The 26295-nt window shown below is 71.4% G+C and carries 20 protein-coding genes and 1 pseudogene; 7 read left to right on the forward strand and 14 right to left on the reverse strand.

The features are described 5' to 3' along the window. Position 1 precedes the first annotated feature (1 nt). The 6 genes from G9272_RS35775 to G9272_RS35800 form a co-directional block, all read right to left on the reverse strand. Positions 2-514: a MaoC family dehydratase gene (locus G9272_RS35775; RefSeq protein WP_171400361.1), complete on the reverse strand. Its 513-nt coding sequence runs from the start codon at positions 512-514 to the stop codon at positions 2-4. Between the two features lie 2 nt (positions 515-516). Continuing rightward, on the reverse strand, positions 517-1476 hold the full coding sequence (locus tag G9272_RS35780; RefSeq protein ID WP_057606081.1) for an HpcH/HpaI aldolase/citrate lyase family protein: 960 nt from the start codon (positions 1474-1476) through the stop codon (positions 517-519). Continuing rightward, positions 1473-3500 (reverse strand): protein meaA, encoded by a 2028-nt coding sequence (locus G9272_RS35785; RefSeq protein ID WP_171400362.1) that lies wholly within the window; start codon positions 3498-3500, stop codon positions 1473-1475. Before G9272_RS35785 ends, G9272_RS35780 begins: the two co-directional genes overlap by 4 nt. Before the next feature lie 17 nt (positions 3501-3517). Next, the gene (gene ccrA, locus G9272_RS35790; protein ID WP_171400363.1) at positions 3518-4855 is read right to left on the reverse strand and encodes a crotonyl-CoA carboxylase/reductase; all 1338 of its coding nucleotides are present in this window, start codon (positions 4853-4855) and stop codon (positions 3518-3520) included. 431 nt (positions 4856-5286) lie between these two features. Further along, positions 5287-6102: a TetR family transcriptional regulator gene (locus G9272_RS35795; protein ID WP_216377891.1), complete on the reverse strand. Its 816-nt coding sequence runs from the start codon at positions 6100-6102 to the stop codon at positions 5287-5289. A gap of 136 nt (positions 6103-6238) precedes the next feature. Then, entirely contained in the window at positions 6239-8044 is a 1806-nt protein-coding gene (locus tag G9272_RS35800; RefSeq protein ID WP_171400365.1) for a 3-hydroxyacyl-CoA dehydrogenase family protein, read from the reverse strand. A gap of 436 nt (positions 8045-8480) precedes the next feature. On the opposite strand from G9272_RS35800, the gene G9272_RS35805 reads away from it, so the two are divergent. After that, on the forward strand, positions 8481-9056 hold the full coding sequence (locus G9272_RS35805) for an adenylosuccinate lyase (protein WP_171400366.1): 576 nt from the start codon (positions 8481-8483) through the stop codon (positions 9054-9056). A 31-nt stretch (positions 9057-9087) separates the two neighbouring features. Here G9272_RS35805 and G9272_RS35810 read toward each other — a convergent pair whose 3' ends face one another. The 4 genes from G9272_RS35810 to G9272_RS35825 form a co-directional block, all read right to left on the reverse strand. After that, complete coding sequence (locus G9272_RS35810; RefSeq protein WP_171400367.1) at positions 9088-9615, reverse strand: GNAT family N-acetyltransferase; 528 nt, start codon at positions 9613-9615, stop codon at positions 9088-9090. Further along, entirely contained in the window at positions 9612-10010 is a 399-nt protein-coding gene (locus G9272_RS35815; RefSeq protein WP_171400368.1) for a RidA family protein, read from the reverse strand. Before G9272_RS35815 ends, G9272_RS35810 begins: the two co-directional genes overlap by 4 nt. 56 nt (positions 10011-10066) lie before the next feature. Beyond that, complete coding sequence (locus G9272_RS35820; protein ID WP_171400369.1) at positions 10067-11644, reverse strand: alpha/beta hydrolase; 1578 nt, start codon at positions 11642-11644, stop codon at positions 10067-10069. Positions 11645-11791: 147 nt separating this feature from the next. Continuing rightward, positions 11792-12835, reverse strand: coding sequence for an Rv2578c family radical SAM protein (locus tag G9272_RS35825; RefSeq protein WP_171400370.1), 1044 nt, complete (start codon positions 12833-12835; stop codon positions 11792-11794). A 201-nt stretch (positions 12836-13036) separates the two neighbouring features. Between G9272_RS35825 and G9272_RS35830 the strand changes: the two genes are divergently transcribed. The 5 genes from G9272_RS35830 (at position 13037) to G9272_RS35850 (ending at position 20053) form a co-directional block, all read left to right on the forward strand. Next, positions 13037-13480 carry an SRPBCC family protein gene (locus G9272_RS35830; RefSeq protein ID WP_171400371.1) on the forward strand — a complete coding sequence of 148 codons (444 nt, stop codon included), beginning with the start codon at positions 13037-13039 and terminating at the stop codon, positions 13478-13480. Positions 13481-13633: 153 nt separating this feature from the next. Beyond that, positions 13634-16030 carry an MFS transporter gene (locus tag G9272_RS35835; protein WP_171400372.1) on the forward strand — a complete coding sequence of 799 codons (2397 nt, stop codon included), beginning with the start codon at positions 13634-13636 and terminating at the stop codon, positions 16028-16030. 154 nt (positions 16031-16184) lie between these two features. Beyond that, entirely contained in the window at positions 16185-18719 is a 2535-nt protein-coding gene (locus tag G9272_RS35840) for a SpoIIE family protein phosphatase (RefSeq protein ID WP_171400373.1), read from the forward strand. A 151-nt stretch (positions 18720-18870) separates the two neighbouring features. Continuing rightward, positions 18871-19596 carry a class I SAM-dependent methyltransferase gene (locus tag G9272_RS35845; RefSeq protein WP_171400374.1) on the forward strand — a complete coding sequence of 242 codons (726 nt, stop codon included), beginning with the start codon at positions 18871-18873 and terminating at the stop codon, positions 19594-19596. Between the two features lie 103 nt (positions 19597-19699). Continuing rightward, positions 19700-20053 carry a DoxX family protein gene (locus G9272_RS35850; RefSeq protein ID WP_171400375.1) on the forward strand — a complete coding sequence of 118 codons (354 nt, stop codon included), beginning with the start codon at positions 19700-19702 and terminating at the stop codon, positions 20051-20053. Between the two features lie 66 nt (positions 20054-20119). Here G9272_RS35850 and G9272_RS35855 read toward each other — a convergent pair whose 3' ends face one another. From G9272_RS35855 to G9272_RS35870, 4 genes and pseudogenes are all read right to left on the reverse strand, one after another. Further along, on the reverse strand, positions 20120-21124 hold the full coding sequence (locus tag G9272_RS35855) for a sigma-70 family RNA polymerase sigma factor (protein WP_171400376.1): 1005 nt from the start codon (positions 21122-21124) through the stop codon (positions 20120-20122). A gap of 156 nt (positions 21125-21280) precedes the next feature. Continuing rightward, positions 21281-23332 carry a PA14 domain-containing protein gene (locus tag G9272_RS35860; RefSeq protein ID WP_171400377.1) on the reverse strand — a complete coding sequence of 684 codons (2052 nt, stop codon included), beginning with the start codon at positions 23330-23332 and terminating at the stop codon, positions 21281-21283. A gap of 199 nt (positions 23333-23531) precedes the next feature. Next, entirely contained in the window at positions 23532-23843 is a 312-nt protein-coding gene (locus G9272_RS35865) for an NIPSNAP family protein (protein ID WP_171400378.1), read from the reverse strand. A 43-nt stretch (positions 23844-23886) separates the two neighbouring features. Next, a pseudogene (locus G9272_RS35870) lies at positions 23887-24198 on the reverse strand (aldo/keto reductase); the annotation flags it as partial. Positions 24199-24637: 439 nt separating this feature from the next. On the opposite strand from G9272_RS35870, the gene G9272_RS35875 reads away from it, so the two are divergent. After that, positions 24638-26197, forward strand: a complete 1560-nt coding sequence (locus G9272_RS35875; protein ID WP_171400379.1) for a flavin-containing monooxygenase — start codon at positions 24638-24640, stop codon at positions 26195-26197. The last annotated feature ends 98 nt before the right edge of the window (positions 26198-26295 follow it).

Genomic DNA, 26295 nt, shown 5'->3' on the forward strand with positions numbered 1-26295 from the left:
GCTACTTCTCCTGCTCCTTGAGCTGGGGGCGGCCCGGCTGCTCGCCGCCGCGCTCCTTGATGTACGTCTCGGTCGGCACCATCACCTTGCGGCGGAACACGCAGACCAGCGTGCCGTCCTGCTTGTAGCCCTTGGTCTCGACGTAGACGATCCCGCGGTCGTTCTTCGATTTGGAGGGCGTCTTGTCGAGGACGGTCGTCTCGCCGTAGATCGTGTCGCCGTGGAAGGTCGGCGCCACGTGCTTCAGCGACTCGATCTCCAGGTTGGCGATCGCCTTGCCGGACACGTCCGGGACGGACATGCCGAGGAGCAGGGAGTAGATGTAGTTCCCCACCACGACGTTCCTGCCGAAGTCCGTCGTGTTCTCGGCGTAGTTGGTGTCCATGTGGAGCGGGTGGTGGTTCATGGTGAGGAGACAGAACAGGTGGTCGTCGTACTCCGTCACCGTCTTGCCCGGCCAGTGCTTGTACGTCGCCCCGACCTCGAACTCCTCGTAGGTGCGTCCGAACTGCATCGTCAGGCCTCCGGGATCTCGAACTTGCCGGTGCGCTGCATGCCGGCGGCGCGTCCCTTGCCGGAGATGACCAGCGCCATCTTGCGGCTGGCCTCGTCGATCATCTCGTCGCCGAGCATCGCCGAGCCCTTCTTGCCGCCCGCCTCGGACGTGTAGTAGTCGTACGCGTCCAGGATCAGCTCGGCGTGGTCGTAGTCCTCCTGCGACGGCGAGAAGATCTCGTTGGACGCCTCGACCTGGCCCGGGTGCAGCACCCACTTGCCGTCGAAGCCGAGGGCGGCCGCGCGTCCGGCGACCTCGCGGTAGCCGTCGACGTTGCGGATCTGGAGGTAGGGGCCGTCGATCGCCTGGAGGTCGTTGGCGCGGGCGGCCATCAGGATCTTCATCAGGATGTAGTGGTAGGCGTCCGCCGGGTAACCGGGCGGCTGCTCGCCCACGACCAGCGACTTCATGTTGATCGACGCCATGAAGTCGGCCGGGCCGAAGATGATCGTCTCGATGCGCGGGGAGGCCTGCGCGATCTCGTTGACGTTGTTGAGGCCCTGCGCGTTCTCGATCTGCGCCTCGATGCCGATACGGCCGACCTCGAAGCCCATGGTCTTCTCGATCTGCGTCAGGAGCAGGTCCAGCGCGACGATCTGCTGGGCGTTCTGCACCTTCGGCAGCATGATGCAGTCGAGGTTGGGGCCGGCCCCCTCGACCACCGTCACGACGTCGCGGTACGTCCACTCGGTCGTCCAGTCGTTGACCCGGACCACCCTCGTCTTGCCCGTCCAGTCGCCCTCGTTGAGGAACTTGACGATGGTGTGCCGCGCCTCCGGCTTGGCGAGCGGCGCACACGCGTCCTCGAGGTCGAGGAACACCTGGTCCGCCGGGAGGCCCTGCGCCTTCTCCAGGAAGCGGGGGTTGCTGCCCGGGACCGCGAGACACGAGCGGCGGGGACGCAGACGGTTGACGGTCATGCGGGGACCTCCAGGGGGTCGAGCTTGTTCGCTTTCCGGATCTCGTCGACGATGCGGCCGATGATTCCGGTGATGTCGAAGTCCTTCGGGGTGAAGACCGCGGCCACGCCGGCAGCCCTGAGCTGTTCGGCGTCTCCATTCGGGATGATGCCACCGGCGATCACCGGGATGTCTGTGGCACCGGCCACACGCAGCCGTTCGAGGACGTCCGGCACCAGCTGGGCGTGCGAGCCGGACAGGATGGACAGGCCGACGGCGTGCACGTCCTCCTCCAGCGCGGCGTCCACGATCTGCTCGGGCGTCAGCCGGATGCCCTGGTAGACCACCTCGAAGCCGGCGTCCCGCGCGCGGACGGCTATCTGCTCGGCGCCGTTGGAGTGCCCGTCCAGGCCCGGCTTGCCGACCAGGAAGCGCAGCTTGCCGACGCCCATGTCCTTCGCGGTCACGTCGACCCTGCGGCGGACGTCGGCCATGGCCGAGCCCTCCTCGGCCGGGACCGCCACCGGCGCCGACGACACGCCGGTCGGGGCGCGGAACTCGCCGAACACCTCACGCAGCGCCCCGGCCCACTCGCCGGTCGTGACCCCGGCGCGGGCGCACTCCAGGGTGGCTTCCATGAGGTTGGCGGTGCCCTTGGCGGCCTCCTTCAGCTTCTCCAGCGCCTTGCACGGACGCGGGTGGTTGAAGGGCGGCTGGTAGCGGGTGTCGCGCCAGTTCTCGAGGGAGGCGATGACACGGGCCTCGACCGCCGGGTCGACCGTCTGGATGGCCGTGTCGAGATCCGCGGTGAGCGGGTTGGGCTCGGTCGTCTCGAAGATGTTGACGCCGATGATCTTCTCCTGCCCGGACTCGATCCGGGCCCTGCGCTCGGCGTGCGAGGAGACGAGCTGCGACTTGAGGTAGCCGGACTCGACGGCGGCCATCGCGCCGCCCATCTCCTGGATCCGCTCGATCTCCGTGAGGGACTCCTCGACCAGCTCGCCCACCTTGGTCTCGATGACCTTCGAGCCCTCGAAGATGTCCTCGTACTCCAGCAGGTCGCTCTCCAGGGCGAGCACCTGCTGGATACGCAGCGACCACTGCTGGTCCCAGGGGCGGGGGAGGCCCAGGGCCTCGTTCCAGGCGGGGAGCTGCACGGCACGCGCGCGTGCGTCCTTCGACAGCGTCACGGCGAGCATCTCGAGGACGATCCGCTGGACGTTGTTCTCCGGCTGCGCCTCGGTCAGGCCCAGGGAGTTGACCTGGACGCCGTAGCGGAAGCGGCGCTGCTTGGCGTTCTCGATGCCGTAGCGCTCCCGGGTGATCCGGTCCCAGATGCGGCCGAAGGCGCGCATCTTGCACATCTCCTCGACGAAGCGGACGCCCGCGTTGACGAAGAAGGAGATCCGGGCGACGACATCGCCGAACTTCTCGGCCGGCACCTGCCCGGAGTCGCGGACGGCGTCCAGCACGGCGATCGCCGTGGACATCGCGTACGCGATCTCCTGGACCGGCGTGGCCCCGGCCTCCTGTAGGTGGTAGCTACAGATGTTGATCGGGTTCCACTTCGGGATGTGGGAGACCGTGTACGCGATCATGTCCGTCGTGAGACGGAGGCTCGGCCCCGGCGGGAACACGTGCGTGCCCCGGGACAGGTACTCCTTGACGATGTCGTTCTGGGTCGTGCCCTGGAGCAGGGTGATGTCCGCGCCCTGCTCCTCGGCGACGACCTGATAGAGCGCCAGCAGCCACATGGCGGTGGCGTTGATCGTCATCGAGGTGTTCATCTGCTCCAGGGGGATGTCCTGGAACAGCCTGCGCATGTCACCGAGATGGGCCACCGGCACGCCGACCCGGCCGACCTCGCCGCGGGCGAGGACGTGGTCGGAGTCGTAGCCGGTCTGGGTGGGCAGGTCGAACGCGACCGACAGACCCGTCTGGCCCTTGGCGAGGTTGCGCCGGTACAGCTCGTTGGACGCCTCGGCCGTGGAGTGACCGGCGTACGTGCGCATGAGCCACGGCCGGTCCTTCTGACGCTCAGTCATCTATGACCTCGGGTGTCTCAGATGTTGCGGAAGCGGTTGATGGCGTCGATGTGCTGGGCGCGCTTCTCCTCGTCGCGCACACCCAGACCCTCCTGGGGGGCCAGCGCGAGGACGCCGACCTTGCCCTGGTGGAGGTTGCGGTGCACGTCGTAGGCGGCCTGGCCGGTCTCCTCCAGGGAGTAGACCTTCGACAGCGTCGGGTGGATCTTGCCCTTCGCGATCAGCCGGTTGGCCTCCCAGGCCTCGCGGTAGTTGGCGAAGTGCGAGCCGATGATCCGCTTCAGGGACATCCACAGGTAGCGGTTGTCGTACTCGTGCATGTAGCCCGAGGTCGAGGCGCAGGTGGTGATGGTGCCGCCCTTGCGGGTGACGTAGACCGAGGCGCCGAAGGTCTCGCGACCGGGGTGCTCGAAGACGATGTCGATGTCCTCGCCGCCGGTGAACTCGCGGATGCGCTTGCCGAAACGCTTCCACTCCTTCGGGTCCTGGGTCCGCTCGTCCTTCCAGAACTTGTAGCCCTCGGCGTTGCGGTCGATGACCGCCTCGGCGCCCATGGCCCGGCAGATGTCGGCCTTCTCGGGGGAGGAGACGACACAGATCGGGTTGGCGCCGCCGGCCAGCGCGAACTGCGTGGCGTAGCTGCCGAGTCCGCCGCTGGCGCCCCAGATCAGGACGTTGTCGCCCTGCTTCATGCCGGCGCCGTTGCGGGAGACCAGCTGCCGGTACGCGGTGGAGTTGACGAGGCCGGGGGCCGCCGCCTCCTCCCACGACAGGTGGTCCGGCTTCGGCATCAGCTGGTTGGACTTGACCAGGGCGATCTCCGCCAGGCCGCCGAAGTTGGTCTCGAAGCCCCAGATGCGCTGCTCGGGGTCGAGCATCGTGTCGTTGTGGCCGTCGGACGACTCCAGCTCGACGGACAGACAGTGCGCGACGACCTCGTCGCCCGGCTTCCAGGCGTTGACGCCCGGGCCGGTACGCAGGACGACGCCCGCCAGGTCGGAACCGATGACGTGGTAGGGCAGGTCGTGCCGCTTGGTGAGCTCGCTGAGCCTGCCGTAGCGCTCCAGGAAGGAGAACGTCGACACCGGCTCGAAGATCGAGGTCCACACGGAGTTGTAGTTGACCGAGGAGGCCATGACGGCCACCAGGGCCTCGCCCGGACCGAGCTCGGGCAGGGCCACCTCGTCCAGGTGGAGGGACTTGCGGGGGTCCTTGTCGCGGGTCTCGAGCCCGGCGAACAGCTCCGTCTCGTCCTTGTGCACGGTGATCGCGCGGTACGACTCGGGGAGCGGCAGAGCGGCGAAGTCGTCCGGTGTCGAGTCCGGCGACTGGATCGCGTCCAGAATCTTCTGCATGGTCACGGTGTTGCCTCCGGCGGTGAGCGCCCTGAGGGCGGGGCGCTGAGGGTTACGTCGGTGCTGCTGAGGGTTTGGGGTGAACGTGCCGTCGGTTCGGCGGATGTGCTGTTCGGCAGCGCTTTGTGGCGCGGGAGGTTGCCTGTGACGCAGGCGTCCGGGCGCGCAAACCATGAGCTTGCGGGGACAGCCGGCGTACGAAAGGTCTCTGCACGCCGGCCGCCCGGACACCTTCAACGTATGACACCGCGTGTCACCCCGCAAGGCACTGAGTGCCAGAACTTGGTCTCAGCTGAAATCTTTACGTAACAAATGAGCGATGATCGATCGAACGGGCTCTGAAATGTGCGCGAAAAGGGGCTCTGACATGCCAAAACGGCCACCCGGTGGGGTGGCCGTCGTCACAGCGTGAAAGGGGTTCCGAGGGGTGCTCAGCGCTCCTTGAGAGCCTGCTCGATGGTGCGCATGACCTCGTCCAGCGAGGCGTCGGTGCGGGCGACCGTCACCAGGACCTCGCCCTGTGCGGAGACCACCGCAGGGGCGGGCTGGGGGGCGCCGGCGCTGCTGCGGCCGGCTCCGATGCCCGTCCCGAACGTCTTCCGCACGATCGCGAAGGCATGGTCGAGCTGGGTCTCGACGTCGCCCTGGCCGCCGGCCCTCAGCCAGCGCCGCAGCACGTGGTTGTGGGCCGTGACCACGGCGGACGCGGCGACCTCGGCGAGCAGCGGATCGTCGTTGGCGTCGTCGTCGTGGGCGTGCTCGTCGAAGTGGCCGAGGAGGTAGCGGGTGAAGAGGCGCTCGTAGCGGGCCACCGAAGCGATCTCCGCCTCGCGCAGGGTGGGCACCTCGCGCGTCAGCTTGTAGCGGGCGACCGAGATCTCCGGCCGGGCCGCGTACATCTTCATGACCTCTTTGATGCCGCGGCACACCGTGTCGAGCGGATGCTCGTGCGCCGGGGCCGCGTTGAGCACGGCCTCCGCCCGGATCAAGGTGTCGTCGTGGTCGGGGAAGATCGCCTCTTCCTTGGAGCGGAAGTGACGGAAGAAGGTCCGGCGGGCGACTCCGGCCGCGGCCGCGATCTCGTCGACGGTGGTCGCCTCGTACCCCTTGGTCGCGAACAGCTCCATCGCCGCGGCCGCCAGTTCTCGGCGCATCTTGAGCCGCTGGGCTGCCGCGCGGCTGCCCGCGGCACTCTCCGGCGCGTCGGGCGTGGCGGGTGTACGTGAGGACCTGGCGGGCTGGGGCATGACCCGAACGTACTGCATGTGCGCAGCTCGGTGCGCCTGTCCGGGGTTTCCCCCGCCCTCGGCGGGCGGGGGCCCGAGGGCGGGGTCGAGCAGCCCGCCCCAGTCCTCGTCTGCGCGGAGCCGGTCGCCGATGCCGTCAGCGGCGGGCATATTCGCGGAAGCCACGGCCGGTCTTGCGGCCGAGGCAGCCCGCGGCCACCAGGTGCTCCAGGAGCGGGGCGGGGGCCAGGCCCGGGTCCCGGAACTCCCGGTGCAGCACCTTCTCGATCGCCAGGGAGACGTCGAGTCCGACGACGTCCAGCAGCTCGAAGGGGCCCATCGGGTAGCCGCCGCCCAGCCTCATCGCCGCGTCGATGTCGTCGAGGGACGCGTAGTGCTCCTGGACCATCTTGATCGCGTTGTTGAGGTACGGGAAGAGCAGCGCGTTCACGATGAAGCCCGCGCGGTCCCCGCAGTCCACCGCGTGCTTCTTGATCCGCCCGCACACCTCGCGGACCGTCGCGTGGACGTCGTCGGCCGTCAGCACCGTACGCACGACCTCGACCAGCTTCATCGCGGGCGCCGGGTTGAAGAAGTGCATCCCGATCACGTCCTGCGGGCGCGAGGTGGCGCGGGCGCAGGCGACGACCGGCAGCGAGGAGGTCGTCGTGGCGAGGACCGCGCCGGGCTTGCACACCTTGTCCAGCGTCGCGAAGAGCTGCTGCTTGATCTCGAGGTCCTCGGCGACCGCCTCGAGCGCCAGGTCGACGTCGGCGAAGGCGTCGTAGGAGCCGGCCGGGGTGATCCGGTCCAGGATCTGGGCGGCGGCCTCCGCGGTCAGCCGGCCCTTGTCGACCGAGCGGGAGAGCGACTTGCCGATCCTGGCCTTGGCGGTCTGCGCCTTCTCCTCGCTGCGGGCGGCGAGGACGACGTCGTAGCCGGCCTTGGCGAAGACCTCGGCGATACCGGAGGCCATGGTGCCGGAGCCGGCCACGCCGACCGAGCTGACCGGGCGACCGGGGGCCCCGCCGGCGCCGGACAGGGGCGTCAGCGCGTCCGGGACGACCGTCGCGCTGTCCGGGGCGTCGTAGGTGTAGAAGCCGCGGCCCGACTTACGGCCGGTCAGGCCCGCCTCGCTGAGCTGCTTGAGGATCGGCGCGGGAGCGTGCAGCCGGTCGTGGGACTCGGCGTACATGACCTCCAGGACCGTACGGGCCGTGTCGACGCCGATCAGGTCGAGCAGGGCGAGCGGGCCCATCGGCAGTCCGCAGCCCAGCCGCATCGCGGCGTCGATGTCCTCTCGGGAGGCGTACCGGGCCTCGTACATCGCGGCGGCCTGGTTGAGGTAGCCGAACAGCAGGCCGTCGGCGACGAAGCCGGGGCGGTCGCCGACCGCGACCGGCTCCTTGCCGAGGTCGAGGGCGAGGTTGGTGACGGCGGTGACCGCGGTGGGCGCGGTCAGCACCGAGGAGACGACCTCGACCAGCTTCATGGCCGGCGCCGGGTTGAAGAAGTGCAGGCCCAACACCCGCTCCGGACGCGCCGAGTCGGCGGCGAGCCGGGTCACGGAGAGCGCGTTGGTGCCGGTGGCGAGGATGGTCTCGGGCCGCACCAGCCCGTCCAGCTCGCGGAAGATCTGCTGCTTGATCTCGTACGACTCCGGCGCCACCTCGATGACGAGGTCGGCGTCGGCCGCCGTGCGCAGGTCGGTGGAGACCCGGACGCGGGCCAGGGCCGCCGTGCGCTCCTGCTCGGTGAGCCGGCCGCGCTGCACGGCGCGGGCGGTGGAGGCCTCCAGCGCGGCGAGGGACCGCGCGGCCTGGGCCTCGCTGATGTCGATGCCGATCACCTCGCGCCCGGCCTTCGCCAGGACCTCGGTGATGCCGGTGCCCATGGTGCCGAGGCCGATGACGGCGATCGTCCGGAGCGGGGACAGAGGGGTGTCGGACAGGGGAGCGACCATCGCGGGACTCCAGAAATGAGGTGACGACTGGGAACGCGCCCGGGTGCGCCGAGCGGCCTCTGCGAGGCCCGGGCGCACCGGGTGCGGTGAAGGATTTGCGGGTGTTGCCGGGCTGACAAGCGCACACGCCCGGTGCCGTCGCCGGGGGCGTGCACACGCCCGGAGCGAACGGGAGATCCGACCGGCCCTGTCCCGTGGCCGGGTCGTACAGCGGTACAGGTGGTACCGAACCGACTTCTCGCGGCGACTGCGTCACCAGGCCACCACGAGGAGGTGAAGCGAGTGATTGACTCGCTCGTATGAGCTTAACCGGTGGGTAACGAGCGCGCCAGCCCCTGGGACTGTGACCTGTTTCGCTCGAACGTCCCCACCCGGCCGGGTGGGCCAGGTGCCCGGTTTGCGCCTCCGCGCACAGCACAGCCCCTACGCTCGGCACATGGACGAAGAGTTGCGATCACTCACGGAGCGCTTACGGCGCGAGTCCGGCGCGACGGCGGCCTACGAGCGGCTGGAGCGTACCGCGGACCACGACGAACTGGCGTGCGTGCTCACCGAGTCGGGGCAGCCCCTCTGGGCCCGCGAGCTGGCCGCGTTCCGGCTGGGATGCGCCGGGGACCGGCGTGCCTTCGAGGCGCTCGTCCTGCTGCTCAACCACCGGGACCCGCCGCGCTGCGCCTCCGCCGCCCACGCGCTGACCCGGCTCGACGATCCCCGCACCGCCCGCGCCGCGGCCGCCCTGGCCACCAACGAACTGCGCGTCGCCTACGCCCTGCACCCGGTCCGGCTGCTGGTGGACCTGCGCGCACCCGAGTCCGTACCCGCGCTGATCACGACCCTGCGGCGACGCCTGCGCCCGCACGACCCCCACCGCCGGGTGGCCCTCGCCTGCGTGGAGGGCCTGGGCACCCTGGCCGACGACCGCGCCCGACCGGTCCTGAACGACGCCCTGGCCCACCCGGCACTGGCGGAGGCGGCCGTACACGCGCTGGCACGCATTCCCCGGCAGCGCTGAGGGCACCGGACCGACGGGCGTGAGCGCGCCTTCAGAGGGGCAGGTGCCCGAGGTGCCGCACCTCGGGCACCGCGACGCCCTCCACCTCGAAGGGCTCCTCGGCGCCGTCCGCGTGAAGGCCGGCACGCTCGTAGAAGCGGCGGGCCGTGGCGTTGCCCTTGAGGACCCAGAGGTACGTGCGGGAGTACCCGAGGGCGCCGGCCCGCCGCACCGACTCCTGGAGAAGCACCCGCCCGACACCCCTGCCGAGGTACTCGGTGTCGACGTAGATCGCGTACAACTCGGTGTCGTCGGCGCGGACTTCGCCGTCGCGGCAGCCGCCGTGGGCGGCCCGGCCGACCACCCTCCCGGCCTGTTCCACGACCAGGTTCACCACGCCGGCACCGCCCTGCCCGAAGCGGGCGCGGCGCCGCTCCGCGTCCTCGGCGACGCTCGGCGCGTCCAGGTACGGCTGCGGCAGCAGGCCCCGGTAGGCGCTCTGCCGGCCGCGGATCCGGATCTCGGAGACGCGGTCGACGTCGGCGAGCGCCATGTCCCGTACGACGAGCGCGGGAGTCATTCGCTCAGCACCGCGAAAGCCTCGATCTCCATCAGGAAGTCCGGGTGGATCAGGGCGGCGACCTGTACGGCCGAGGCGGCGGGGAGGCGGTCGTCGGGTATGTGGGCGGTGCGGGCCGCGCGGATCGCGGGCATATGGGCCATGTCCGTGACGAAATAGGTGAGTTTGACGACGTCGTCGAAGGTCGCGCCGGCCGCGGCGAGGCAGCGGCGCAGATTCTCGAAGACCTGGCGGGCCTGGGCCTGCGGGTCGCCCTCGCCGACCAGCCTGCGGTGTTCGTCGAGCGGGAGCTGACCGGCGACGGCCACGAAACGGCCGGTGCCCATGACGACATGTGAGTACTGGGCCGCGGCGGCGACTCCGTCGGGGGCGGGGATCCTGGTCGGTTCGCTCATGCGTCCATGGTGGACCACGGGTCCGACAACGCCCCCGACGGGTCGGTGATCACCGCTCAGCCACGGAACCCCAGCAGCCCGTGCAGCGTCGAGCCGTGGGCGGTGCGTGAGGCGACCTTCGAGGCCGCCGGCTTCGGGTCGGGCTGTGCCTGGCACACCGCGTCGACCCCGCCGGTCCCGCGCGGCACCGTGCCGTCGGTCAGGTACGCCGCCAGGTGCTTGTCCAGGCAGGTGTTCCCGCTCAGCGTGATGCCGTGGTTCTGGCCGCCCTCCTCGACGACGAGACTCGAACCGCGCAGCAGCGCGTGGACCGTCGCACCGCCCTCGTACGGGGTGGCCGCGTCCTCCGTCGCCTGGAACAGCAGGGTCGGCGGCAGCTTGCCGTTGGTGAGGTTCACCGGCCCCACGGACCCGGTCGGCCAGAACGCGCACGGGGCGTTGTACCAGGCGTTGTTCCAGGTCATGAAGGGCGCCTTCGCGTACACCGACCAGTTGTCCGTGCGCCACTCGTCCCAGTCGCGCGGCCAGAAGGCGTCACGGCACTGCACCGAGGTGTAGACGCTGTAGCCGTTGTCCCCCGCGGCGTCGACGGCGGCGAAGTTCTCGTACGCCGCGACCAGCGGGGCGGTGTCCTTGCGGTTCACGTACGCCGCGAACGCCTCGGCGAGGCGGGGCCAGTAGCCGTTGTAGTAGCCGCCGGGCAGGAAGGTGTCCTCCAGCTCCGAGGCGCCCACCCTGCCGCCGGCCGGCTTCTCGGCGAGGGCTGCCCGCATCGCGTACCACTTGGTCTCGACCTGCTCCGGGTCGGTGCCGAGCCGGTACGTCTTGTCGTATTCGGCGATCCAGGCCATCAGGGCGCGGTGCCGGTCGTTGAAGGCCAGGTCCTGGGTGAGGTTGTCCTCGTACCAGACGCCCGTGGGGTCGACGATCGAGTCCAGGACCAGGCGCCGCACCCGCTGCGGGTAGAGCTTGGCGTACACCGCGCCGAGGTAGGTGCCGTACGAGTAGCCGAAGTAGTTCAGCCGCCGGGCGCCGACCGCGGCACGGATCGCGTCCATGTCCCGTACGGCGCTGACCGTGTCGATGTACGGCAGCACGCGCGCGTACTTCTTGGCGCAGGCCGTGGCGAAGGACCGCGCGCGGGCGATGTTCGCCTCCTCGATCGCCTCGGTGCTCGGCACGGAGTCCGGGCGCACGGAGGCGAAGTGGCCGGGCGCGCAGACCAGCGCGGGCGTGCTCTTGCCCACCCCGCGCGGGTCGAAGCCGATGACGTCGTACTGGGCCGACACGGCCTTCGGCAGCGCCGAGGCGACGAATCCCGCGAGGCTCAGCCCCCGGCCGCCGGGGCCGCCGGGGTTGACCAGCAGCGGGCCCTGGTACGTCTTCGCGGTGTGCGGGACGCGGGACAGCGCCAGCGTGATCTGCTCACCGCCCGGCTGCGCGTGGTCGAGCGGCACCTCCAGGGACGCGCACTGGAGCTTCGGCTGCCCGGTGGTGCCGCAGCTCTTCCAGGTGAGCGCCGTCGCGCGGGCGGGCTCCGTGGAGTGCGAGGGGCTCGCGGCGGCGGGCACGGCGGTGACCGTCCCGGCCACGACGGCGGCGGCAGCGCACAGCACGGCTGCGCGTTGGTTCATGAAGTGCTCCCGAGACGACGAAGGGGCCGGAGGTGGTCGGACCGCACAGGTCACGGCCCTTGCCGCATCGTCCCGAAAAGAGCGTCCGTCAGAACCTGTTCCGGCGTTGTTTGACCCGTTCGGGTCGCCGGATGCGCTCGAACGCGCTCAGATCAGCGAGAGCTGGGTCGGCCCGGACCCGTTCGGCTCCTCCACCGGCTCGGGCCGCGGGATCCGGCGGGGCATCCCCGCGCGCGTGGGGCCGATCCCGTACTCCTCGGCCAGCTCGTGGACCTGACGGGTGATCCGCCGCTGGTACCACTTCGGGGCGTAGGCGCCGTCCGCGTACAGCCGCTCGTACCGGCGCACCAGGTAGGGGTGGTGCTGCCCGAGCCAGGCCATGAACCACTCGCGGGCGCCGGGGCGCAGATGCAGCGCGAGCGGGGTGACGGAGGTGGCCCCGGCGGCCGCGATCGCCCGCACGGTGGCGCGCAGCTGGGCCGGCTCGTCACCGAGGAACGGGATCACCGGCGCCATCAGCACCCCGCAGCCGATCCCGTGGTCGGTGAGGGTCCTGACGACGTCCAGGCGCCGCTGGGGGGCGGGCGTGCCCGGCTCCACGGTGCGCCACAGCTCGGTGTCGGTGAAACCGACGGAGACCGAGACGCCGACGTCGGTCACCTCGGCGGACTGCCGCAGCAGGTCGAGATCGCGCAGGATCAGGGTGCCCTTGGTCAGGATCGAGAAGGGGTTCGCCCGGTCGCGCAGGGCGGACAGGATGCCCGGCATCAATCGGTAGCGGCCCTCCGCGCGCTGGTAGCAGTCGACGTTCGTGCCCATCGCGACGTGCTCCCCGTGCCAGCGGGGCGAGGCCAACTGACGACGGAGCAGGTCCGGCGCGTTCACCTTGACGACGATCTGCGTGTCGAAGCCGGTCCCGGTGTCGAGGTCGAGATAGCTGTGCGTCTTGCGGGCGAAGCAGTACACACACGCGTGCGTGCAGCCCCGGTAGGGGTTCACCGTCCACTCGAACGGCATCCGGGAGGCCCCCGGCACCCGGTTGAGGATCGAGCGGGCCCGGATCTCGTGGAACGTGATGCCGGCGAACTCGGGCGTGTCGAACGTCCTGGTCGTGACCGCGTCCGCACCGAACAGCGCGGCATCGGCCGGCCGGTCGTGACGGGTCTCCACGGTGAGGTTGTCCCAGCGCATGACGCCTCCTCGGTAGCACTGCCCCCACAATAGAACATGTGTTCCCATGATCGTGCGGGGAACCGTTCGGCAGCCCTTTTCGATCGCCCCGCGATCGCTTCCGGGACCCCGATTTGGGTGGCCGCGGACCGGGGTGGTTGGCTTGCCCCGAACCTGAGGAACCCCGAACAACCCTGAGCAACACAGACCTGGAGGAACCCCATGGCGCAGGTCGAGGCCACCACCGAGCGGGTCGTCGCCGCGGACCCGGAGAAGGTGTTCGACACCATCGCCGACTACAGCGACGCGCGCGGGAAGCTGCTGCCCGAGCACTTCAGCGAGTACGAGGTGCGCGAGGGCGGCGACGGCGAGGGCACCCTCGTCCACTGGAAGCTCCAGGCCACCAGCAAGCGCGTCCGTGACTGCCTTCTGGAGGTCGCCGAGCCGACCGACGGCGAGCTCGTCGAGAAGGACCGCAACTCCTCGATGGTCACCGTCTGGCGCGTCACCCCGGCGGGCGAGGGCAAGTCCCGCGTCGTCGTCACCACCACCTGGAACGGCGCCGGCGGCATCGGCGGCTTCTTCGAGAAGACGTTCGCGCCCAAGGGCCTCAACCGGATCTACGACCTGATTCTCGACAACCTCGCCACCGAGGTCGAGAAGTAGATCAACACCCGTGCGCTCCGCGCGCGTTGACTCCCTTCACCGGTTCGAGTGGATCTCTCTTGTGACCGGGACGGCGCCGTAACTCGTCGCGCTTGCTCGTGGTTGTCGCTTTACGCGGGAACTGTGTGGCAGGCGCGACGAGGGGAGCGGCACATGGGCGGGACCATGTCGGCACAGGACGAGCCGGTCACGGCACCTGCCAGGGAGGACCGGCCGCCGGCGTCGGCCGGCACGACGGAACCCGGCCGACGCCGGGTGCGGCTGATCTTCTTCTCCCTGATGCTCGCACTGCTCCTCGCGGCCCTGGAGCAGATGATCGTCGCCACCGCCCTGCCGAAGATCGTCGGCGAACTGCACGGCCTGGACCGGATGTCCTGGGCGATCACCGCCTATCTGCTCACCGCCACCGTCGGGCTGCCGGTGTACGGCAAACTCGGCGACCTCCTCGGCCGCAAGGGTGTCTTCCAGTTCGCGATCGTCGTCTTCGTCATCGGCTCCGCGCTGGCCGGGCGGGCCCGGACCATGGACCAGCTGATCGCCTTCCGCGCGGTCCAGGGCGTCGGCGCGGGCGGACTCATGATCGGCGTACAGGCGATCATCGCGGACATCGTGCCGCCCCGGCAGCGCGGCCGGTTCATGGGCATCGTCGGCGCCGCCTTCGGCCTCGCCTCGGTCGCCGGACCGCTGCTCGGCGGCTACTTCACGGACCACCTCTCCTGGCGCTGGTGCTTCTACATCAACGTCCCCTTCGGCCTTCTCACCCTCGCCGTCGTCACCGTCGTGCTGAAGCTGCCGAAGCCGACGGCGAAGCCCCGATTCGACGTCCTCGGCGCCCTGTTGCTCGCCGCTGCCTCCACCTGCCTGGTCCTGCTCACCAGTTGGGGCGGCACCCGGTACGCCTGGGACTCCGGAGTCGTCCTCGGCCTCGGCGCGGGAGCGGCGGCCGCGGCCGTCCTGTTCCTCGCCGTGGAGCGCGCCGCCGCCGAACCCCTCATCCCGCTGCGGCTGTTCAGGGACTCCGTCTTCAACGTCACCGCGCTGGTCGGCCTGGTGATCGGCGTCGCGCTGTTCGGCGCCGCGAGCTATCTGCCGACCTTCCTCCAGATGGTCGACGGGGCCACCGCCACCGAGTCGGGGCTGCTGATGCTGCCCATGATGGGCGGCATCGTCGGCGCCTCGGTCCTCTCCGGGCAGCTCATCACGCACACCGGCCGCTACAAGATCTATCCCGTCCTCGGCAGCGCCCTCGCCGCCCTCGGCATGTGGCTGCTGTCCCGGCTGGAGGTCGACACACCCCGGCTCCAGTACAGCCTCTGGATGGCCGTCCTCGGCGCCGGCATCGGGCTGGTGATGCCCGTGCTCGTCCTCGCCGTGCAGAACTCCGTGCGCCCCGCCGACCTCGGCACCGCCACCAGCGCCAACAACTACTTCCGGCAGATCGGCGGCAGTGTCGGCGCGGCGATCTTCGGCACGCTCTTCGCCGACCGGCTCACCGACGCCCTGCGCGCCCGCCTGCCCGCCCGCACCGGCGTGGGCCTCCCGGACCCCGAGTCCCTCACCCCGCAACTCGTCCACGCCCTGCCCCCGCAGCTGCGCGACGCCTACATCCGCGCCTACGCCGACGCCATGCCGAGGATCTTCCTCTACCTCGTGCCGGTGCTGGTCCTCGGCCTGCTCATCGCCTTCTTCCTCGAGGAGAAACCGCTGGTGTCCCACCACACCGCCGAATCGGAACCCGCGCCCGGGAACACGGCGGTCCCGCAGACCCTCGCGCTCAACATGCCGCACACCGCCGGCGTGCCCGTCCGCGGCACGGTGCGGCACTCCGACGGGACCGTGGTGCCCCGCGCGGCGCTCACCCTCATCGATGTGACCGGGCAGCAGATCGGCCGGGACGCCGGCGGCAAGGACGGACGGTTCGCGCTGGCCGCGCCCGGCTCCGGGGCGTACGTCCTGATCGCCGCCGCCGGCGGTCACCAGCCGCGGGCCGTCTCCGTCACCGTCGGCGAGCGCCCCGTCGAACTGGACGTCGTCCTCGGCGGTGCCGGACGCCTCGCCGGGAGTGTGCTGACCGCCGACGGATCCCCGGTGCGGGAGGCCACCGTCACCCTCACCGACGTCCACGGCGAGGTCGTCGCCGGCACCCGCAGCGGCCTCGAGGGCGGCTATGTCATCAACGAGGTCGTCGCCGGGGAGTACACCCTCGCCGCCGGCGCGCCCGCCTTCCGCCCGGCCGCCGTTCCGGTCAGCGTCCAGGCCGCCCGGGAGACCCGCCAGGACGTCGAACTCGCCGCGGGCGCCCTGCTGCGCGGCACCGTCCGGGCCACCGGCGGGCGGCCCGTCGAGGACGCGCGCGTGACCCTCCTGGACGCGGCGGGCAACGTCGTGGACACCCTCACCACGGGGCCCGACGGCGCCTTCCGCTTCGTCGACCAGTCCTCCGGCGAGTACACCGTCATCGCCGCCGGTTACCCGCCGGTCGCCACCGTCCTCCAAGTGGCGGGCGGCGGCCGCACGGAACGCGACCTTCGGCTCGGCCACGAGGACTGATCCCGTCGCGAGCGGACGCCGGGACGTGCGGCGTACCCCGGCGCGCCCCGCTGAAACCAATTCCAGGATTGCCGCACATGCCGACCGACCTGCGCCGTACGGTGGTGACGGCGGGACAGATCTTGCACAGCTCTGGGGAGAGAGGGCCTGGGCCATGGACCGTGGCACCGAGCGGGACGTACCTCCCAGCCGCGGAGAGGGTGGGGGAGGGTCCGCCGACGCCGGGCGCGTCCCACTGGCCGTGGTCGTGGTGGACCGTGAGGGGCTCGTCTCCCACTGGAGCACCGGCGCACGCCGGCTCTTCGGCGTCGTCAAGGAGGAGGCGATCGGCCAGCCCGCCATCGACCTGCTCCCCGTCTCCGGCGCGCTCCCCGAGCCGGACGACGATCTTCCGGACGGCGGATACGACGGCTACGGGGACTACGCGGCCTACGACGGACTCGGGCCCGGCCTCGACTCCTCCCTCGACCGGGGCCTCGGCTACCCGGCCGCCGGACGGGCCCGGCTGACCGTGCCCGAGCGAAGCGAGATGGGGGTCCCCCTGCCCGCAGGGTGGGGGAAGGACCGCGAGCGTGGTCGCGTCGACGTGCTGTGGTGGGCGTACCCGCTGGTCGGGCCGGGCACGGAACGGCTGCTGGTACTGGCCGCGGACGCGGCGGGACTGCACCAGGACGAACCGGCGGACCCCCTGGCCGTCGAACGCATCGCGCCCGCCTTCGCACTGCACACCGACTTCCCCGGCGCCGCGGAACTCGCCCGGCGGCTGCCCGAGATCCTGCCCAGCATGAGCGTCGGCGAAAGCGCTCGCATCGTCGCGCAGATCCTCGAACTCGGCTATCCCGTACTGGAGTTCAGCCAGAACGACCGGGTGCCCGTGACCCCCGACTGGGGCGTGGCCCGGCGAGTCGAGCGCAGAGCGCGCCGGGAGCGGGCCGCCCGCGCCGTCTCCGAAGGGGCGCCCGTACCGCAGGAGCTCGTCGACGAGGGCGAGGACCTCGAGTACGTCGCCGTCCGTGAGCGACTGGAGTTCCTCAACGAGGTCAGCGGGAAGATCGGCACATCCCTCGACCTCTCCCGCACCATCCTGGAGGTCAGCAGAGCCGTCGTCCCGCGCTTCACCGACGTCGCCGGCACCTATCTGCGCGAACAGGTCGTCGCCGGGGAGGGGTTCCCCGACGGCGTGCCGGACACGACCACCATGTGGCACCGGGTCGCCGTCGAGCACACCGACGAACCCGGCCGCTGGGACGACGTCGTACCCGTCGGCGAGGCCATGCCGTTCCCCGCGCACACCCCGTTCTTCCAGTGCATGACGACCGGACAGCCCGTCCTCGTGCCGCGCATCAGCGAGCAGATGGGCCACGCCATCGCCTCGCAGTTCGAGAAACGCGACATCCGGCCCCTGATCACCGGCCGTTCCATGCTGGTCGTCCCGCTGAAGGCCCGTAACGTCGTCCTCGGCTTCATGATCCTGCTGCGCCACCCGGAGCGCGCCCTCTTCAACGACATGGACCGGGTCACCGGCGCCGAACTCGCCGCCCGCGCGGGCCTCGTGCTCGACAACGCGCGCATGTACACCTACCAGGAGAGCGTCGCCGAGACCCTCCAGGACAGCATGCTGCCGCACATCCCGCCGCGCATGGCCGGCTGTGACATCGCCACCCGCTATCTGCCGGGTACGTTGCTCGGGCGGGTCGGCGGCGACTGGTTCGACTCGGTGAAGCTGCCCGGCGCGCGCACCGCCCTCGTCGTCGGCGACGTCATGGGACACGGTCTCCACTCGGCCGCCATGATGGGGCAGTTGCGGACGGCCGTGCAGACCATGGCCGCCCTCGATCTGCCGCCCGCCCAACTCCTGCGCAACCTCGACGACTTGGCGCAACGGCTGGGCGACACCTATCTCGCGACCTGTCTGTACGCCGTCTACGACCCGATCGAGGGCGAGCTGCACCTCGCCAACGCGGGCCACATCCCACCCGTGTTGGTGCGTGCCGTCGACGGCCGCAGCGAACTCCTCGACCTGCCCACCGGCGCGCCCATCGGGGTCGGCGGGGTGCCCTTCGAGGCGGTACGCGTGCGCGTGGAGCCGGGCGACCGGCTGGTGATGTGCACCGACGGGCTGGTGGAGGTACGCGGCGAGGACATCGGCGTAGGGCTCGCGACCCTCTGCGAGTCCGCCGCCCACCCGGCCGCCTCCATGGACGACGCCTGCGACACCATCATCCGCGCCCTCAACACCCGCGGCGGCCGCAAGGACGACGTGGCCCTGCTCCTGGCGCGCCTCAACGGCATCGAGCCGGACGACGTCGCCGAGTGGCGGTTCCCCCTCGACCCGGCGGAGGTCGGCCGGGCCCGCGCGGTGGTCCGCGAACAGCTGCACGACTGGGGCCTGGCGAAGTCGGCCGACGCCGCCGAGCTGATGGTGAGCGAGCTCGTCACCAATGCCGTACGGCACTCCCGCCGGAGCCCCGTGGCCCTGCGCCTCGTCCGCGGCGACACGCTGCTGTGCGAGGTCGAGGACGACGACCACGAGCTGCCGACCCTGCTGAGCGCCGGGCCCGGCGACGAGGCCGGGCGGGGGCTGCGCGTGGTGAGCGCGCTGGCCCGCGAGTGGGGCACCAGCCGTACGGGCGCGGGGAAGTCGGTGTGGTTCGAGCTGACGCTGCCGCGCCGCACCGCAGGGCGCTGAGCACGACCGACCGGGGCGCATCGGACGGCTGACGGATCTCGAACGCGGCGTGAAGGAATGCGCACCGCGCTTGTCGCGCCGACCGGGGAGCGATAGACCGTACTCGCCCGTCACTTGCGGCGGATCGGCCTTGCATTCTGGGGAGTTGTGCATGAGCGTGACGAGTCGGTACCGGGAGGCGTGGGAGGGCTTCTGGCGCGAGGCTCCACAGGAGCCGGGCGGTGTGTTCTGGGACGCGGATCCGAAGGTGACCGCCGCCCTCCACCTGGCCCTCTTCGAACCTCATCTCGCCGACCCCGGGCTGGCGCTGGTGGACCTCGGCTGCGGCAACGGCACCCAGACCCGGTACTTCGCCGACCGCTTCCCGCATGTCGTCGGCGCGGACCTGTCCGCCGCGGCCCTCGACCACGCCCGCCGCGCCGACCCCGCCGGACAGGCCACGTACCGGCTGCTGGACGCGGTCGAGAAGGGCGCGGCCGAGACGCTGCACGCCGAACTCGGGGACACCAACGTCTACATGAGGGGCGTCCTGCACCAGTGCGAGCCCGACGACCGGCAGCCGCTGGTGGACGGGATCGCCGCGCTGCTGGGGGAGCGTGGCCGGGTCTTCCTCGTCGAACTGTCGGAGGCCGCCCGCCCCGTCCTCGGCGGACTGGCACAGAGTCCGGCCGGCCCGCCGCCGAAGCTCGCGCCGATCTTCCGGCACGGCATCGCCCCCGGCGAAGTGGCCGACGACGCGGTGCCCGGGTATCTGCGCACCGCCGGTCTCACGGTCCTGGCCTCCGGTGAACTGCCCCTGGTCACCACCGAGTTCGCGCCCGACGGCACCCGGATCGAGCTGCCGTCGAAGTGGCAGGTGGCCGCCCGCGTCGAGTGACCGTCCTCACGTCGAAAGCAGCTCCTGCGGCTGTCACACATCGGCGGCGCACCGTGTCAGGGGGGTGAAGGAACGCACGGAAACCCCTTGAGGAGCTGCTGAGATGTTCACCGACCACTCCACCGCATACGTCGTCGTCACCGTTGTCGGAGCTGTCATGGCGGGCTTCTCGGCCGCCTCGATCTTCCTCGGCGCCGAGTGGACGGTGAAGCCGCTGGCCGACTACGGAGTGCCGCGCTCGTGGTGGCCGTGGCTCGGCGCGGCCAAGGCCGCGGGCGCTGCCGGTCTGCTGGCCGGGCTGTTCGTGCCCGTGGTCGGTGTGCTCGCCGCGATCGGTCTGGTCCTGTACTTCCTGGGCGCCGCCGGCACCGTGCTGCGGGCCCGCTGGTTCGCGCATCTGCCGTTCCCACTGGTCTACGCGGCGCCGGCGGTGGCCTCGCTGGTGCTGGCGTTCTGAGCACGGGCGAGGGACGAGGGACGGGTGGGGGGCGACCGGGAACTCCGGTCGCCTCCCACCCGTTTGTCAGTCGTCGGCGCCCACGGGCGCGGTGTCGACGGGTCCGGCGCCCACGGACTCGGCCCCGATGGTGTCGAGCACCGCCACCTCGATACCGTCCAGCCGCTCCCGATCCGCCACCACGTCGATCCTGGTGATCCCGCCCTCCGTGATCGTGAACAGCAGAACCAGCCGCAGCCTGCCGTGCGGCGCCATCGCGAGGCCGACCCGGCCGTCGAGCAGGGCGAGGCCGGTGAACCGGGCCCGGCCGGTCGCCGCCATCGCGCCCTCGGCCACGGGTCGGGCGCCGCTGACCGTGATGGGCTCCGGCGTCGGGACGACGAAGCGGTCGGCGGTGAGGACCACGTCCGGGTGCAGCAGGGCGAGCAGCGCCTCGAAGTCGCCGCCCCTGGTTGCGGCCAGGAACGCGTCGGCGACCCGGCGTTGCCGGGCCCGGTCGGCGGCGGCCGCGGGTGCGGCGAGGCCGGGGCTGACGGTGTCAGGAGTCCCGGTACCGCCGGGGGTGACGGGAGCGCCGCCCCTGACGCGGCGGCGGGCCCGGCTGGCCAGTTGCCGTGTCGTGGCCGGAGTCCGCTCGATCATCGGGGCGATGGTGTCGAACGGCACGGCGAACAGGTCGTGCAGCACGAACGCCAGCCGCTCGGCCGGGGCGAGCGTGTCCAGCACGACCAGAAGCGCCACCCCGACCGAGTCGGCGAGCAGCGCCTCCTCCTCGGGGTCGCCGCCCTCCGCCGTGGCGACCGCGGGCTCGGTCACCTGGGCGTCGAGCGGCACCTCGGGCCGTGTTCTTCGAGAGCGGAGCATGTTCAGGCACACCCGGCCCACGACCGTGGTGAGCCACCCGCTGAGGTTCTCCACGTCACCGACGTCCGCCCGGGTCGCCCTGAGCCATGTCTCCTGAACGGCGTCCTCCGCCTCGCTGAGTGAGCCGAGCATGCGGTGGGCGACGGCGCGCAGATGAGGCCGGTCGGCCTCGAAACGCTCCGGTGGCAGGGCGGTGTGCGTGGTCATGGCAGGGTCCCCGTTCGTGTCGCTGCGGTGCAGGCGTGTGCGCCCAGATCACCACACGTCCGGGGCCGGCCGCACCGACGTCTCCTCGAACGAAGGGGAGCACCCGGGATCTCCGCCCGGTGGACGGAGGTCGTCGACGCGCCCGGCGCACCCTTCCTAGACGCGGTCCTGGAAGACGCAGTTCCACACGTGTGTGCCCGCGACGCTGCTGTCGGCGCGCACTGCCTCAAGCGTGTAGAAGTGCGTGGTCCCCCGCGCGGCCGTGGTGTCCGTGTAGGCGCGGGTCTCCGCCGGCAGCAGTCCGGTGTGCAGCGGCTCGTACGCCTTGGTGGTCGCGTTCCATCGGCTGACCCGGTAGCCCGCGACGGTGGCGCACTCGGCCGTCCTGTCGCACCGCCAGCCGATGGACGGTCCGTCCTCGTCGGGTCCGCCGATCACGGTGCCATGGCCGAGGCTGCCGAGGTCCCAGTCCCGGGTGACCGTCACGGACGGCCGGACGTCCAGCTCGGTGGCCTCGACGACCGTGACCTTCGGGTCGCTCGGATGCAGCGCGTTGTCCCAGCGGTCCCGGGCGACGACCGCGTACACGTACGTCTCGCCGTCCGGCAGGTCGCCGCAGAGGACCGCGAGCGGGTCGCTCGTGCCCTCCCGGCAGGAGGCGGAGCCGAGCCACTTGACCGTGCCGTCGGCCTGCCGGGCGCCGGTCCAGGCCGTGTAGCGCTCGACGTCGTCCTCGGCCGAGGCCGCCCAGCTCATCAGCACGCCGTCGGCGCGCGGGGTGGCTGTCACGCCGGTGAGCGGGCCGGGCGCGACACGGTCGCCGGTGCGGACGACGAGCGGGGCGGACAGCGCCGACTCGTTGCCGGCCGGGTCCACCGCCGCGACCGCGTACGTCACGTACGTGCCCGCGGGCATGTCCAGGTCGTGGCAGATGCCGCCGGTGCTGGTCTCGTCGCTCTCCTCGGCGCAGGGCACACGGGTGAGCGCGGTCGGGTCGAGGGCCTTGCCGGGCGAGCGGTAGACGCGGTAGGTCCCGCCGTTGTCGAAGTCCTCGTAGAAGCCGTCGGGCTGCTTCCAGTACACGTCGGTGTAGCCGACGCGGACGACGGAGCCGAGGGAGGCCGGGGACTTCGGCGGCGTCCGGTCGACGCCGTCGCCGGTGACGGCGGCGTACGCCGACGGGTTGCCGAGCGCGTCGAGGGCGCGGACCCGGTAGTACCGGGCGGTGTTCACGGGTGCGTCGGTGCGGTACGAGGTCGTGGTCGTCGTGCCCAGCAGCTCGAACGGCCCGGTGGCCGCGGAGGCGGCGTACACCTCGTACGTCGCGGCGTCGGCGACACCCTGCCAGGCCAGGGTGGCCCACCACGCGTCGCCGGCGACCGTGAGACCGGTCGGCGCCGCCGGGCCCGTGCGGTCCACGGTCACCGCGGTGGCGTCGAGGCTGCCGGCGGACTCGCGGCCCGCCTTGTCGACGGCGCGGACCTCGTACAGGAAGGTCTGGCCCGTGGCGGGCGTCGCGTCCACGAAGGACGGGGAGGTGAGCAGCGACGAGCCGCTGACCTTCACCCACTGGGTGGTGCTCAGCCGGCGGTAGAGGCGGTAGCCGGCGAGGTCCATCTCCTTGTTCGCGGCCCAGCGCAGGGTGGTCTTCGTGGTGTCCCGGTGGTACGCGGCGGTGAGGCCGGTCGGGGCGAGCGGTTTGACCGTGTCGACGGCGGCCTCGGTACGCGGGGCGTACGTGAACGCGGCGTGGGCGAGGCCGGTCCAGGCCACGTAGTCCACGCGGATCGTGTGCCTGCCGGCCGGGATGGTCAGGTCGACGGCCTTGCGGGCGGTGGCGGAGACGTTCTTCCACAGGTTGATCTTCCGCACGCCGTCGACGTGGACGCGCATGCCGTCCTGCGTGGCGGCGGAGAGCCTGAAGGGGCCGCCGGAGCCGAAGTCCCGGGTGAGGGACCAGCGGACGGAGAAGTTGTCCTTGGGCAGCGTGACGCCCGTCGGGTCGCCGTACCCGTAGTTCTCGCTGATGGCGGCGTCGCAGGCGGTCAGCTTCGGGGTGCCGCTGAAGGTGGAGTTGCCGAAGTACTGCGCCCTCCAGACGGGAGAGGTGCAGGTGACGGCCGCGGAGGCCGGGGCGGCGGCGATCATGCCGCTGGTGGCGGCGAGGACGGCCGTCGCGGCCAGCGCGGTCAGCCGGGTGCGAGTCATCACAGAGAGTGAGGCCCCTTTCGGACCAATGGGAATCAGGTGCGCCTGTGTGACCCATGAGGCGGGGGCAGGGTTGCCCCGCCCCTTCACCTTTTGCACGAGGCCCGTCACCCGCGCCGCAGGTCCGCCACCCATGCCGGGTCCACGCACGCCCCGCGCCCCAGCACGGACTGCGGACAAGCCATCCTGCACGCCTGGCCTAGGACACGCCGTCGAGCGGCCGGAGGAAGCGGCGTTCGTATCGCTTGATGCAGCGCGTGCGACGAGCCAGTTCGAACGCCTCCTGGCACTCCGGATCGGACACGCTGTCCGTGCGGTACCGCTCGTACGCAGCCAGACCGGGAAACGAGAAGAGGGCGTAGGCGATGTCGCTGTCGCCCTCACTCGGCAGGAAGTAGCCGTGGTGCGTCCCGCCGAAACGGTTGACGAGCCCGACCCAACGGCGGCCGTACTCCTCGAAGTCCTCCAGCTTGTCGGCGTCGATCTCGTACGTCAGATGAATGGTGATCATGCCTACATGATGCAGCGAGGACGCCGCCCACCGGCGCCGACGGTCAGCGGTCGATACTGGCCATGTTCGCCTCGTCGTGGCGCTCGCCCGCCGCAGGCGTGAGGTTGTTCAGGCGGTCGAGCTGAGCGGCGCCGAGTTCGATGCCGTCGGCGGCGGTGTTCTCCTCGACGCGCGAGACCCGCCGAGTCCCGGGGATGGGGGCGATGTCGTCCCCACGGGTCAGCAGCCACGCCAGCGCGGTCTGGGCCGGGGTGGCGCCGATCTCGGCGCCGATGGCCTGCACTTCGTCGACGATGCGCAGGTTGCGCTGGAAGTTCTCGCCGGTGAAGCGCGGGTTGGTCTTGCGCCACTTCGTCGTCGCCACCGCCACGTCGTCGCGCCGGCCCTTGACGGCCGCCCGCGTCACCCTCGCAGGACGCCCTGAACCTGCTGGCCGGCTGGGCCGCGACCAACGACGACATCGAGCGGTCCGCGTCGGCCGACGACTCCGAACCGGCCGACTCGGCCGAGACACCCGACTGACCGACGACGAGCCACCCGAGTCGATCCGCGGCGAAGTTCCCGGCGCGGCGGATCTGCCTGTCGGGTGGGGTGACGCCGCAGAGTCGTAGTCGTTGGCGGTACGTGATCACACCACTGGAGCGGGGCCCGGCCCCGATCGCCCCGCTGCCCCACGCCGCCGCCCAGGCCGCCGCACGACGGCCCCGGCCACCGGGGTCCGCCCGCCCGACGGCCCCGCAAGAGCCGCGTGCGGGCCGTGCCCTGTGCGCCGGCCGCACGGCTGGAGCGTCGCTGTGATCCCGGCGCAGAGTGAGCGGACGGTCAGGGACGTGCGGGCCGTCGTCGTCGGAGCGGGGTTCTCCGGGATCGGGGCCGCCGTCCGGCTTCGCGAGGCAGGGTGTGACGACGTCCTTGTTCTCGAGAAAGGGACACACCTCGGCGGCACCTGGAGGGAGAACACCTACCCGGGCTGCGCCTGTGATGTGCCCTCGACGCTCTACAGCTACTCCTTCACACCGGATGCCGCCTGGAGCAGGGTCTTCGCCGGGCAGCAGGAGATCCTCGCCTATCTGCGGGCGACGGCCGAGCGGTACCGGCTCGGTGACGTGCTGCGCTGCGGCGTCCAGGTGCTGGGGGCGCGATGGGACGGGGCGGCCGGCCGCTGGCTGCTGGAGACCAGCGACGGGCCCTACAGCGCGGCGGTACTGGTCCTGGCCACCGGCCCGTGGCACGTCCCGCGCCGCCTGGAGGTGCCCGGCATCGAGGACTTCGACGGTCCCGTGTTCCACAGCGCCCGGTGGGATCACAGCGTCGACCTGACCGGGCGACGGGTGACCGTGGTGGGCGGCGGCGCCTCCGCCGTGCAGATCGTCCCGGCCGTCGCAGCCCGGGCCGCGACCGTCAACCTCGTCCAGCGCACACCCCAATGGGTGCTGCCCAAGCCCGATCTGCCGGTACCCGCAGCGCTCAACCGGCTTGCGGACCGCGTCCCCGGCGCACGCGGCGCCCTGCGCGCCGGCCAGTACGCCCTTCAGGAGGGCTTCGGCTACGCCTTCCGGCACCCGCAGGCCGCCCGCCTTCTCGAGGCGGGCGCCCGCGCACACCTGCGCCTCGCCGTCCCCGACGTGCGGCTGCGCCGACAACTGACACCGGACTACCGGCTGGGCTGCAAGCGCCTTCTGACGTCGAGCACCTTCTACCCGGCCCTGTCCCAGCCGCACGTGCGCCTGCATCCCACCGCCGTGAGCGCCGTACGGGGCAACGAGGTCGTCGGCGCCGACGGCACCACCGTCCCCACCGACGTGCTCGTCGAGGCCACGGGCTTCCGCGTCGGCGAGCTGCCGTTGGCCACGACCCTGTACGGCACGAACGGCCGGACACTCGACGAAGCCTGGGGCGGCGCACCGCAGGCGTACCTGGGCACCACCGTGAGCGGCTTCCCCAACCTCTTCCTGCTGCTGGGGCCCAACCTGCTCGGCGGCTCCACCTCCGCGATCACGGTCCTGGAAGCGCAACTGACGTACCTCGTCGCTGCTCTGGCCCACCTCGACCGAGGGGGCCACCGCGCCCTGAACGTCAGGCCGGACGCACAGGCCGCGCACAACACCGCCGTCCAGGAGGCGCTCGCGACCACGGTCTACAACACGGGCGGCTGCACCAGCTACTACTTCACCTCCACCGGGCGCAACGCCTTCGCCTGGCCGTGGTCCACCGGACGACTCGTGCGCCGCCTGAGCCGTTTCGACGCCGACGCCTACACCTCCGACGCACCGGACAGGCGCCTTCCCCTCCCCGCTCAGGCGAGGCCGCAGCCCGGAGACCGTACGACAGCCGCGAACGCGGAGCAGCCATGACGCGGTGCGGTGGCGACGAGCGGGGAGCGAGCGGGGCGGTCGAGGGTGGTGGTCGCCGTGGGGGAAGCGCCCGAGCGGGTGGCGTCGCTCCCCGGAAA

The organism is Streptomyces asoensis, assembly GCF_013085465.1.
GTDB classification, from domain to species: domain Bacteria; phylum Actinomycetota; class Actinomycetes; order Streptomycetales; family Streptomycetaceae; genus Streptomyces; species Streptomyces cacaoi_A.

What these genes read in the sequence shown, in the direction of transcription:
- G9272_RS35815 (WP_171400368.1), bottom strand. Translation starts at nt 10,010, where the DNA reads ATGAGCGAACCGACCAGGATCCCCGCCCCCGACGGAGTCGCCGCCGCG.
- ccrA (WP_171400363.1), bottom strand. Translation starts at nt 4,855, where the DNA reads ATGCAGAAGATTCTGGACGCGATCCAGTCGCCGGACTCGACACCGGAC.
- G9272_RS35825 (WP_171400370.1), bottom strand. Translation starts at nt 12,835, where the DNA reads ATGCGCTGGGACAACCTCACCGTGGAGACCCGTCACGACCGGCCGGCC.
- G9272_RS35865 (WP_171400378.1), bottom strand. Translation starts at nt 23,843, where the DNA reads ATGATCACCATTCATCTGACGTACGAGATCGACGCCGACAAGCTGGAG.
- G9272_RS35835 (WP_171400372.1), top strand. Translation starts at nt 13,634, where the DNA reads ATGGGCGGGACCATGTCGGCACAGGACGAGCCGGTCACGGCACCTGCC.
- G9272_RS35810 (WP_171400367.1), bottom strand. Translation starts at nt 9,615, where the DNA reads ATGACTCCCGCGCTCGTCGTACGGGACATGGCGCTCGCCGACGTCGAC.
- G9272_RS35820 (WP_171400369.1), bottom strand. Translation starts at nt 11,644, where the DNA reads ATGAACCAACGCGCAGCCGTGCTGTGCGCTGCCGCCGCCGTCGTGGCC.
- G9272_RS35775 (WP_171400361.1), bottom strand. Translation starts at nt 514, where the DNA reads ATGCAGTTCGGACGCACCTACGAGGAGTTCGAGGTCGGGGCGACGTAC.
- G9272_RS35780 (WP_057606081.1), bottom strand. Translation starts at nt 1,476, where the DNA reads ATGACCGTCAACCGTCTGCGTCCCCGCCGCTCGTGTCTCGCGGTCCCG.
- G9272_RS35795 (WP_216377891.1), bottom strand. Translation starts at nt 6,102, where the DNA reads ATGCCCCAGCCCGCCAGGTCCTCACGTACACCCGCCACGCCCGACGCG.
- G9272_RS35785 (WP_171400362.1), bottom strand. Translation starts at nt 3,500, where the DNA reads ATGACTGAGCGTCAGAAGGACCGGCCGTGGCTCATGCGCACGTACGCC.
- G9272_RS35800 (WP_171400365.1), bottom strand. Translation starts at nt 8,044, where the DNA reads ATGGTCGCTCCCCTGTCCGACACCCCTCTGTCCCCGCTCCGGACGATC.
- G9272_RS35805 (WP_171400366.1), top strand. Translation starts at nt 8,481, where the DNA reads ATGGACGAAGAGTTGCGATCACTCACGGAGCGCTTACGGCGCGAGTCC.
- G9272_RS35845 (WP_171400374.1), top strand. Translation starts at nt 18,871, where the DNA reads ATGAGCGTGACGAGTCGGTACCGGGAGGCGTGGGAGGGCTTCTGGCGC.
- G9272_RS35850 (WP_171400375.1), top strand. Translation starts at nt 19,700, where the DNA reads ATGTTCACCGACCACTCCACCGCATACGTCGTCGTCACCGTTGTCGGA.
- G9272_RS35840 (WP_171400373.1), top strand. Translation starts at nt 16,185, where the DNA reads ATGGACCGTGGCACCGAGCGGGACGTACCTCCCAGCCGCGGAGAGGGT.
- G9272_RS35855 (WP_171400376.1), bottom strand. Translation starts at nt 21,124, where the DNA reads ATGACCACGCACACCGCCCTGCCACCGGAGCGTTTCGAGGCCGACCGG.
- G9272_RS35830 (WP_171400371.1), top strand. Translation starts at nt 13,037, where the DNA reads ATGGCGCAGGTCGAGGCCACCACCGAGCGGGTCGTCGCCGCGGACCCG.
- G9272_RS35860 (WP_171400377.1), bottom strand. Translation starts at nt 23,332, where the DNA reads ATGACTCGCACCCGGCTGACCGCGCTGGCCGCGACGGCCGTCCTCGCC.